The sequence below is a fragment of the Mycobacterium sp. genome, from assembly GCF_049683355.1.
Lineage (GTDB): Bacteria > Actinomycetota > Actinomycetes > Mycobacteriales > Mycobacteriaceae > Mycobacterium.
Genome location: NZ_JBAUJB010000193.1, coordinates 1 through 8886 on the forward strand (window position 1 = coordinate 1; position 8886 = coordinate 8886).

Consider the following 8886-nt stretch of genomic DNA (forward strand, 5'->3'; position numbering starts at 1 on the left):
CTGCCAGGCCTGCGTGGCCGAGTGCGCCACGTCGGCCAGCATGTCGCGCGTCGCAGCCAGCGCCGCGGCGGGGTCGGCCGCCGGGTCTCCGGACCATCCGGGACCGACCAGCGCCTGCACCCGGCGAATCGGCGTGGACAACGCCGTGATCAGCGCGCTGGGCATCACCAGTCCCCGGCGAGCCGGACTCCGGCGGCGGCGTCGGCGCCCTCGTAGGCCTGTGCTGTCGCCGAGGCCGCGGGGTGTGCCGCCGCGACGGCGCTGCCGAGATCGGTGATGGTGCCGGCCTCCCAGTCGATCGCTCGGGCCAGGGCAGCTTGGAACCGGGAGCCGACCGGCCCGAGCAGTGCAGCGGAGCCGGCGTCCAGCGCGGTCAGCCGCGCGACGACCGCCATCAGGTCCGCCGCGTGACCCCGCGAGGCCGACCCGTAGGCGCGGATGAACTCGGTGTCTGCAGACAAACGCGCGACCATGGAAGTTAGGACGCCGGGAAAGCCGGATCGGTTCCCATTAGGGTCAGGATCCATGGACGTGCGCGTTGTGGACCATCCGCTGGCCGCGGCGCGGCTGACCACCCTGCGTGACGAACGCACCGACAACGCGGCGTTCCGGGCCGCGTTGCGCGACCTGACGTTGATGCTCGTCTACGAGGCGACCCGCGAGCTGGCGGTCGACACGGTCGCCGTCCGCACCCCGATGGCCGACACCGCCGGGACGAAGCTGGCCAACCCGCCCCTGCTGGTGCCGGTGCTGCGGGCCGGTCTGGGCATGGTGGATCAGGCCCACGCCCTCATCCCCGAGGCCCGCGTGGGATTCGTCGGTGTCGCCCGCAACGAGGAGACCCATCAACCGACGCCGTACCTGGAGTCGCTCCCCGAGGATCTCAGCAGGCAGCCGGTGATCGTGCTCGACCCGATGTTGGCCACCGGTGGCTCGATGGTGCACACCATCGAGCTGCTCTACGCCCGCGACGCCGTCGACGTCACCGCCATCTGTGTCGTCGTCGCCCCGGAAGGCATCGCCGCGGTCGAGAAGGTGGCGCCGCGGCTGCGGTTGTTCACCGCCAGTATCGATTCGGGTCTCAACGACATCGCCTACATCGTGCCGGGTCTCGGCGACGCCGGCGACCGGCAGTTCGGCCCGCGCTGACTCCCGCCGGAAGGTCGGGATACACGTCAGCGTCTGTGGCGGCCGCCGGTGCCGGTGGTCACGAGTTGTGGCGCGGCCGGCTGCGCAACCGCCGGAGTCAGTTGTCTGAGCCGCTCGCCTTCGATGTCGACGTCGGGCAGGATGCGGTCCAGCCACTGCGGCAGATACCACGCCGAGGTGCCCAGCAGTGCCATGACCGCCGGGATGATCGCCATCCTGACGATGAAAGCGTCGAAGAACACCGCGACCGCCAACCCGAACCCCATTGATTTGGAGACGGTCTCGGGCGAGAGCATGAACGCGGCGAACACCGAGATCATAATCACGGCTGCGGAGGTGACAACGCGGCCGCCGTGCTGAAAGCCCACTATCACAGCGGATTTGGCTCCGGCTCTGGTGCGTGGTCCGTGAATGTACTCCTCGCGCATCCGGGTCACCAGGAACACCTGGTAGTCCATCGCAAGGCCGAACACCAGCCCGATCAGCATGACCGGCAGGAAGCTGATCAGGGGGCCGGGATCGTCGATGAGGCCGAACAGGCCGTCCTGGAAGACCGACACCAACGCGCCGAACGTGGCGCCGACGGATAGCAGGAATCCGAGGGTCGCGGTCAGTGGCACCAGTAGCGACCGGAACACCAGCATGAGCACCAGGAACGCCAGCCCGATCACCAGGGCCAAGTACGGCGCCAGCGACTTCAGCAGGGCGTCCGAAAGGTCTGACATCATCGCCGTCTGGCCGGCGACCCCGAATTGCAGTCCGGTCGTCTGCGCCAAAGATGGCTCCAGGTCACGGATCTGGTGCATCAGCTGCTGGGTTTGCGCACTGGATGGACCACTGCTGGGGATTACCACGATCAGCGCGCCGGAGCCGTCCTGGTTGAGTTCCGGGGGAGCAACCAGCTGAACATCGTCAAGGGCCTTGACCTCCTCGGCGAGGTCGGTGAAGGCGGCCGTCGCGTCGGCTGCGCCGCCCCCGTCGGCGATCACCATGAGCGGCCCGGTCACGCCCTCGCCGAAACCCGTCTGGATCAACTCGATGGCCTTCTTCTGCTCACCGCCGACGATGTTGAGCCCCAGCTCGAGTCTGGTCACCGGGAGGGCAAGAACCCCCAGCAGTGCGACCGCGGCAAGGAGCACTGGAATTGGCCGAGCGACAACGAATTGCGCCCACCGCAACCCATTGCTTGGTACGGTGTCGGGCTCGTCGCCCCGGCGCAGACCCGGGATGCGGCCGTGGAACGCCTTGCGGCCGAAGAGACCGAGAACCGCAGGCAGCAGTGTCACCGCCGTGGAGACGGCAACAACGACGCCATACGCGGAGGCCAACCCCATCTTTGAGATCATCGGGATGCCGGTGACCGACAACGCAACCAGGGCGATCACCACGGTCAGGCCAGCGAAGACCACCGACGATCCCGCCGTACCCACGGCCCTGCCCGCAGCGTGCGCTCGATCGTCGGTGTCGATCAGCTCATGACGGAACCGCGACACGATGAACAACGCGTAGTCGATCGACACCGCGATCCCGATCATCGACCCGATCATCAGCGCAGACGAATCCATCTGGATGAAGGACGTCGCGCCCATGATGCTAGCGACCAAGATGCCGGTTCCAACCATGGCCGTGATGATCGGCAGGCTGGCGGCGACCAGTGAGGCGAAGGCGACGACCATCACGATCAGGGCGACGCCGAAGCCGAGCAGTTCGCTTGCACCCTGCTGGGGAGGTTGGCCGTTGAACAGGGTGCCGGTGGCCTCGACCGTAAGCTCGCTGTCTCGAGCCTCCTGGATGATGGTATTGAACTCGTCGATCGACGACTCGTCGACGTCGATGAACTTCTGGTCGAAGAGGACATCGAAATAGGCGATCGTGCGATCGGGGCTGACCTGCATGGCGAGCGCAGGTGTGGTCATCGGGTTGACGATCGACTCCGGGTCGGCAAGGTGCTCGAGTCCGCGTAGGTCGCTGACGAGCGCGTCTACCCGTGAGACGTTCTCCGGGGCATCCAAAGTGGCGCCGGAGGTGGCCTGTACCACGACCTTCGCCTCGGCCTGCATGGCGACGTCGCCTTGACCGGGAAACTTAGCGTCGAGCATCTGACTGGCCCGCTCGGACTCGGTACCGGGCAAATCGAACGAGGACACAAAGGGTTTAGCCAGCGTCGTGCTGGCCCCCACCGCCAACAGGAGCAGCAGCCATACGCCGATGACGAGCAGGCGATGCGAGTAGGCGTATCGGCCGACGCGGTAGAGGACAGCTGCCATTTTCAGGTCGTCCTGGAAGCGGCATGCATTGTCACGTGTACTCCATGGCTCGGCGCTGGGCCCGTCCCAGCCCATACCAGCATAATCAGTTTTGCATGTGATGCAATGTTTGCATTTCATGTATCATCCCGGTCGTGCCTGCTGCTGGCCCTGCGACGCTCCGCGAACGCCGCAAGCAACACACGCGTCGCGAAATCCGCCGAGTCGCGTTGGGATTGGTGCAGGAGCGTGGCATCGACGCGGTCACTGTGGATCTCATCAGCGAACGCGCGGGCGTGTCGGTACGCACTTTCTTCAACTACTACGCGTGCAAAGAATCCGCGATGATCGCCACGCCGCCTCCTATCCCCCCAACGGCCGCGTCGGCGTTCCTCGCCCGCAGCGGTCTACACGATCTGTTCGTAGACCTCACGGAGGTGACCATCTGCCAGATGGACGAAGGTGGTTCCATTCCCTCAGATTTCGAATCGTCGATGCAGATCGTGATGGGCGTTCCGGCATTGGCCAAGCTCCAACTCGGCGCTTTCGTCGAACTGGAGAAGCAGTTCGTCGAGTTGATCGCCGCCCGCTTGAAGCTCGGCGTTGACGACGAGGCGCCGGCCGTGTACGCGGCGGCCTTCATGGGCGCGGTCCGGGTCGCTGGTCAGCGATGGGCACGCAATCCTGATCGGTCGCTGGGCGAGGAGATCAGGCGGTGCGTGCAGTTCCTCTCGGCGGCCCACCCGAAACCAGCAGGGAGAATTCCCGGTGAATGACGGAGAGCGCTCCACCGCAACAGATCTCACGCTGTGCGGCGGCCCGGATGCAGGCTGGCTGATCGCCGTATGCAGACTGATGCACTCGAGTTCGTCGGCGACGTCCCGCCCCCGCATCCTCGAGCTGGGCGGCACACACCGCGCCAGCGCCGAAGCCACCCGAGTGGGCGCGAAGTTTGTTGTCATCGACCTGAAGCGGCTGCGTTCACCGGCACTTCTCCTGCTCTCGGCGCTGACACCCGTGGTGTCCTTCGTCGTCCGGCCGTCCGAAACTGCTCGCGCACCGCTGCGCGAAGGTTCATCAGCGCCCTGCGCCAACAGCGCTGCAGCGTTCACCGCACTGGGGCGAGCAGCCGACCCGAATGTGACGGTTAGATTCCCGACTTTCCTCGGCAGGTTCAACCGGCCGGTTGCGGACCTGTTCAGCCGTCGCTGACCCCCGCCCACTGCGGCAGTTCCGCGGTGAGCGTGTTCTGAAACTGTTCGGCGCGCACCCTGGCCGCGGCGACGTCGCCGGTGCACCGGACTTCGATGTAGGACTTCAGTTTCGGTTCGGTCCCAGACGGGCGTGTCACCACCCGCACCGACGTGGTGGCGTCGCCGGCGGTGAAGACCAGCGCATCGGTGCGTGGGAGAAGATCGGTCACGGTGACGTCGAAACCGGCGATCCGAGTCGGCGGGGCGGCGCGTAATCGGCCCATCAAAGAAGCTGCGGCGGAGGGAGTCTCGACCCTGCGGGTGACGGCCGTGGTGGTGTGCACTCCGTGGCGACGGGCCAGGTCGTCGAGGGCGTCGAGCACCGTGCGCCCCCGGTCACGCAGCGTGACCACGAGGTCGCACGCCAGCACCGCCGCGCTGATGCCGTCCTTGTCGCGGACCGCCGCGGGGTCGACGCAGTGCCCGATCGCTTCCTCGTAGGCGTACACCAGCGTTCCGTCGAGATCGTCGGCGCGTGCCAGCCACTTGAACCCGGTCAGCGTTTCGACGTGCCGCGCACCGTACGTGGCGGCGATGCGCGACAGCATTCGCGACGACACCACGGTACTGGCTACTACAACCGGATCCGGACAACTGGACAAGATGTAATCGCCTAGCAGCCAACCGGTTTCGTCGCCGGTGAGCATCCGCCAGCCGGCGGGGGTGGGCACCCCGATCGCACACCGGTCGGCGTCGGGGTCCAGCGCGACGGCGATCTCGGCGTCGACCTCGGCGGCCAGGGCGAGCAGGCGGTCGACGGCCCCGGGCTCTTCCGGGTTGGGGAAGGCCACCGTCGGAAAATCCGGGTCCGGTGCGAACTGGCTCTCGACGACGTGCACGTCGCCGAACCCGGCCAGCGCCAACGCATCCAGGGCGAACTCGCCGCCCACCCCGTGCATCGGTGTCAGCGCCACCCGCGCCGACCCGGTGGCGCGGCGGACGGTCGCAGCGCGTTCGAGGTAGCGGCGCATCTGCGCGACGCCGCCGAACGGCACTGAGGCCCTAGGGATCTCGTCGGCGGGCGGTGCTGCTGCAAAGGCGTGCTCGATGTCGCGGTCGGTGGGTTCGACGATCTGCAACCCGCCGGCGAGATACACCTTGTACCCGTTGTCCGAGGCCGGGTTGTGCGACGCGGTGATCTGCACACCCGCCGCGGCGCCCATGCCGCGGACGGCGAACGCCACGACGGGCGTGGGGACGGGGGAGGGCATCAACGTGACGGAGAACCCTCGGGCGGCGAAGACCTCAGCGGCCGCCCGGCCGAACTCCGCGGAACGGTGCCGAGCGTCGTAGCCGACCACGACCGCGGCACCGGGGGACCGGTCGCGGAGAACCTCGGCCACCCCCCAGGTCGCCCGCAAGACCACGGCGAGGTTCATCCCGTTGGGCCCGGCGCGCAGCGGGCCGCGAAGGCCGGCGGTGCCGAACGTCAGGGGTCGGGCGAAGCGGTCGGTGAGCTCGTCGTCGTCACAGGCTGCGAGCTCGGCGCCGGCACCCGCATCGGGGTCGTGGGCGAGCCACTCGGCCACGGCGGTGCGTACGGCGGGTGAGATCACTCCGTCAGTGTGCCGGTATCGGCCTCGGCCAGCTTGCGCAGAAGGGGCGCCACCAGCATCAGCAGGTCGAACTCCAGCGGCGACAACGTGTCACGCATGGTGTCGCGCAGCCACGCGTCGCGTTCGGCACGGTCGGCGTCGAGCAGCGCCGCGCCCGCGGCGGTCAACTCAACGAGCTGGCGGCGGCGGTCGGTGTCGTCGGGGCGACGACCGATCAGCTCCCGCGATTCCAGCTCGTTGAGCGAGTCCGTCAATGACTGGACCCGGACCTGCATCCGCACCCCGAGCTCGGCGGGCGTGGTGATGCCGGCGCGGCTGATCTCGCCGAGCAACTGCATCTGGCTCAGCGTCAGCCCGTTGTCGGGCCGGTGCCTGCGCATCTGCCGCGCGACGGCCATCAGCGACTCCCGTAGCTCGGTGGCCGCCGAGGACGCTGGAAGAGGGCCACTGTTAGACATTACCAAGTTATACCTTGGCAACAAGTCAGAGATCTGCTGTTTGAGATCTTGAAATGACAAGCGCATACTTGGCATCGGAATGCGACGAATACTCCGGTGGGTGCTGCTGGCGGCGGTGACGGTTGCCGTGACCGCGCCGTTGACCCTCCTCGGTGTGCCTTCGGCCGCGCTGTTCGCGGCGTTGGTCGTGGGCATCGTGCTGGCGCTACTGGCGGCCGGCCCGGCTGGAGTCCCGCGCAGGCTCGGCGTCGCCGCCCAGGGCGTACTCGGCGTCTACATCGGCACGATGGTGCACGAGGACGCGCTCGCCGCGCTCGGGGGCGACTGGCCCATCGTCGTCGGTATCGCTGTCGCGACGCTCGCGCTCAGCGTCGTGGCCGGAGCGCTGCTGGGCCTGCACCGCGACGTCACCCCGCTGACCGGATCGCTGGCGCTGGTGGCCGGCGGCGCCTCCGGGCTGGTGGCCATCGCCCGCGAACTCGGCGGCGACGTCCGCGTCGTCGCCGTCGTCCAGTACCTGCGGGTGGCGCTGGTCACCGCGTCGATGCCCGTCGTCGTCACGCTGATCTACCACGCGGACAAATCCCGCCCCGACGCCGCAACCGCGCCCACCGACCAGGCCTCGTGGTCTGATGTCGCCGCCGGGGCGGCTCCGTGGTATCTGAGCATCGCGATGGTGATCGTCCTGGTGCTGATCGGCGGCACCGTCGGCAAGCTGGTCCGACTGCCCGGCGCCGGGTTGCTCGGCCCGCTCGCGTTGACGGTCGCGCTCGAGGTCAGCGGCCTGTCGTTCGGCCTGTCAGTGCCCGTGCTGCTGGTCCAGGCGGGATATCTGCTGATCGGCTGGCAGGCGGGCCTGGCGTTCACCCGCGACGCGTTGCGCACCGTAGGGCGACTGCTGCCGGCTGCGATCGGCCTGATCGTCGTCCTCACGGTGGCGACCGCCGGTCTGGGGGTGCTGCTGTCCCGCGTCACCGGCCTGAGCCTGCTCGAGGGCTACCTGGCCACCAGCCCCGGCGGGGTGTACGCCGTGCTGGCCACCGCGGTCGAGACCGGATCCAACGTCACGTTCATCATCGCCGCCCAGGTGGTGCGGATCCTGCTGATGCTGTTCGCCGCGCCGTTGCTGGCGCGCGCGGTGGTGTGGGTGAGCCGCCGGGGTCAGAGACGGGCGATCACCGAGGACAGCAGAGAGCCCATCCGGGTGGCCGACTGACGGCCGGCCTCGAGCACCTCGGTGTGGCTGAGCGGCTCACCGGTCATGCCGGCCGCCAGGTTCGTCACCAGGGAGATGCCCAGCACCTGGGCGCCGGCCGCGCGGGCGGCGATGGTCTCGTGCACCGTCGACATGCCGACCAGGTCAGCCCCCAGGGTGCGCAGCATCCGGATCTCGGCCGGGGTCTCGTAGTGCGGACCCGGCAGACCCGCGTACACGCCGTCGGCCAACGCCGGTTCGATCTCGCGGGCGATGGCCCGAAGCCGCGGCGAGTAGGCGTCCACCAGGTCCACGAACTCCGCACCCACCAGCGGCGAACGTGCGGTCAGGTTCAGATGGTCGCTGATCAGTACCGGCTGGCCGACCGCGTGGTCGGGACGCAGTCCGCCCGCCGCGTTGGTCAGCACCACGGTGTGCACACCTGCGGCGCAGGCCGTGCGCACCGGATGCACGACATGGCGCAGGTCATGACCCTCGTAGGCGTGGATTCGGCCGACGAGCACCAGCACCCGGTGCGCGCCGACGTGCAGTGACAGCACCTGCCCGCCGTGTCCCTCGGCACTGGGCGGAGTGAAGCCGGGAAGCTCGCCCATCGGGACGACGGCGGTCGCGTCGCCGAGTTGTGCTGCGGCCGGGGCCCATCCGGATCCGAGCACCACGGCGACGTCGTGCGCGTCGACGCCGGTGCGTTCGGCGACGGCGGCCGCCGCGCGCCGTGCGTCCTCGGCCGGGGTCATGCCCCGCAGCTTAGTTCGCCGACAGTGAGATACTGCCAGCATGCCAACCGCCGCGCCGTCCTGCGTCGAGGACGCAGTGAACCGACGTCGCAGCGATCTGATCGAGCTTTCCCACTCCATCCACGCCGAGCCTGAGCTGGCGTTCAACGAGCACCGCAGCTGCGCCAAGACCCAGGCGCTGGTCGCCGAGCGCGGCTTCGACATCACCGCGAAGCCGGCCGGTCTGGACACCGCGTTCCGCGCGTCCTACGGCAGCGGTTCGCTGGTCGTC

Annotated in this window: 9 protein-coding genes and 1 pseudogene; 5 read left to right on the forward strand and 5 right to left on the reverse strand. The window is 68.4% G+C overall.

All coding sequences use genetic code 11. The features are described from left to right. Positions 1-164 precede the first annotated feature (164 nt). Entirely contained in the window at positions 165-461 is a 297-nt protein-coding gene (locus WA944_RS11425) for a type VII secretion target (RefSeq protein ID WP_526375023.1), read from the reverse strand. A gap of 64 nt (positions 462-525) precedes the next feature. Here WA944_RS11425 and upp point away from each other — a divergent pair, with 64 nt between their 5' ends. Further along, positions 526-1149 (forward strand): uracil phosphoribosyltransferase, encoded by a 624-nt coding sequence (gene upp, locus WA944_RS11430; RefSeq protein ID WP_526375025.1) that lies wholly within the window; start codon positions 526-528, stop codon positions 1147-1149. A 26-nt stretch (positions 1150-1175) separates the two neighbouring features. Here the strand turns inward: upp and WA944_RS11435 are convergent, their stop codons facing one another. Beyond that, positions 1176-3416 (reverse strand): MMPL family transporter, encoded by a 2241-nt coding sequence (locus tag WA944_RS11435; RefSeq protein WP_526646964.1) that lies wholly within the window; start codon positions 3414-3416, stop codon positions 1176-1178. Between the two features lie 134 nt (positions 3417-3550). Here WA944_RS11435 and WA944_RS11440 point away from each other — a divergent pair, with 134 nt between their 5' ends. Beyond that, positions 3551-4171 (forward strand): TetR/AcrR family transcriptional regulator, encoded by a 621-nt coding sequence (locus tag WA944_RS11440; protein ID WP_526609729.1) that lies wholly within the window; start codon positions 3551-3553, stop codon positions 4169-4171. Continuing rightward, complete coding sequence (locus WA944_RS11445) at positions 4164-4607, forward strand: hypothetical protein (protein WP_526375031.1); 444 nt, start codon at positions 4164-4166, stop codon at positions 4605-4607. Before WA944_RS11440 ends, WA944_RS11445 begins: the two co-directional genes overlap by 8 nt. On the opposite strand, the gene WA944_RS11450 is transcribed toward WA944_RS11445, so the two are convergent. Both WA944_RS11450 and WA944_RS11455 read right to left on the reverse strand, forming a co-directional pair. Continuing rightward, positions 4594-6204: a phospho-sugar mutase gene (locus WA944_RS11450; protein WP_526646966.1), complete on the reverse strand. Its 1611-nt coding sequence runs from the start codon at positions 6202-6204 to the stop codon at positions 4594-4596. The genes WA944_RS11445 and WA944_RS11450 overlap by 14 nt on opposite strands. After that, positions 6201-6662 (reverse strand): MarR family transcriptional regulator, encoded by a 462-nt coding sequence (locus WA944_RS11455; RefSeq protein WP_526375035.1) that lies wholly within the window; start codon positions 6660-6662, stop codon positions 6201-6203. The genes WA944_RS11450 and WA944_RS11455 overlap by 4 nt, the downstream gene beginning before the upstream one ends. A gap of 79 nt (positions 6663-6741) precedes the next feature. On the opposite strand from WA944_RS11455, the gene WA944_RS11460 reads away from it, so the two are divergent. Further along, positions 6742-7878 (forward strand): AbrB family protein, encoded by a 1137-nt coding sequence (locus WA944_RS11460; protein ID WP_526375037.1) that lies wholly within the window; start codon positions 6742-6744, stop codon positions 7876-7878. On the opposite strand, the gene WA944_RS11465 is transcribed toward WA944_RS11460, so the two are convergent. Next, a complete protein-coding gene (locus WA944_RS11465) occupies positions 7824-8615 on the reverse strand; it encodes a purine-nucleoside phosphorylase (protein ID WP_526375039.1) in 792 nt (263 codons plus the stop codon). The two genes, WA944_RS11460 and WA944_RS11465, sit on opposite strands and share 55 nt — an antisense overlap. 40 nt (positions 8616-8655) lie before the next feature. Here WA944_RS11465 and WA944_RS11470 point away from each other — a divergent pair. Next, positions 8656-8886, forward strand: a pseudogene (locus tag WA944_RS11470) (amidohydrolase); the annotation flags it as partial.

What these genes read in the sequence shown, in the direction of transcription:
- upp (WP_526375025.1), top strand. Translation starts at nt 526, where the DNA reads ATGGACGTGCGCGTTGTGGACCATCCGCTGGCCGCGGCGCGGCTGACC.
- WA944_RS11435 (WP_526646964.1), bottom strand. Translation starts at nt 3,416, where the DNA reads ATGGCAGCTGTCCTCTACCGCGTCGGCCGATACGCCTACTCGCATCGC.
- WA944_RS11455 (WP_526375035.1), bottom strand. Translation starts at nt 6,662, where the DNA reads ATGTCTAACAGTGGCCCTCTTCCAGCGTCCTCGGCGGCCACCGAGCTA.
- WA944_RS11460 (WP_526375037.1), top strand. Translation starts at nt 6,742, where the DNA reads ATGCGACGAATACTCCGGTGGGTGCTGCTGGCGGCGGTGACGGTTGCC.
- WA944_RS11465 (WP_526375039.1), bottom strand. Translation starts at nt 8,615, where the DNA reads ATGACCCCGGCCGAGGACGCACGGCGCGCGGCGGCCGCCGTCGCCGAA.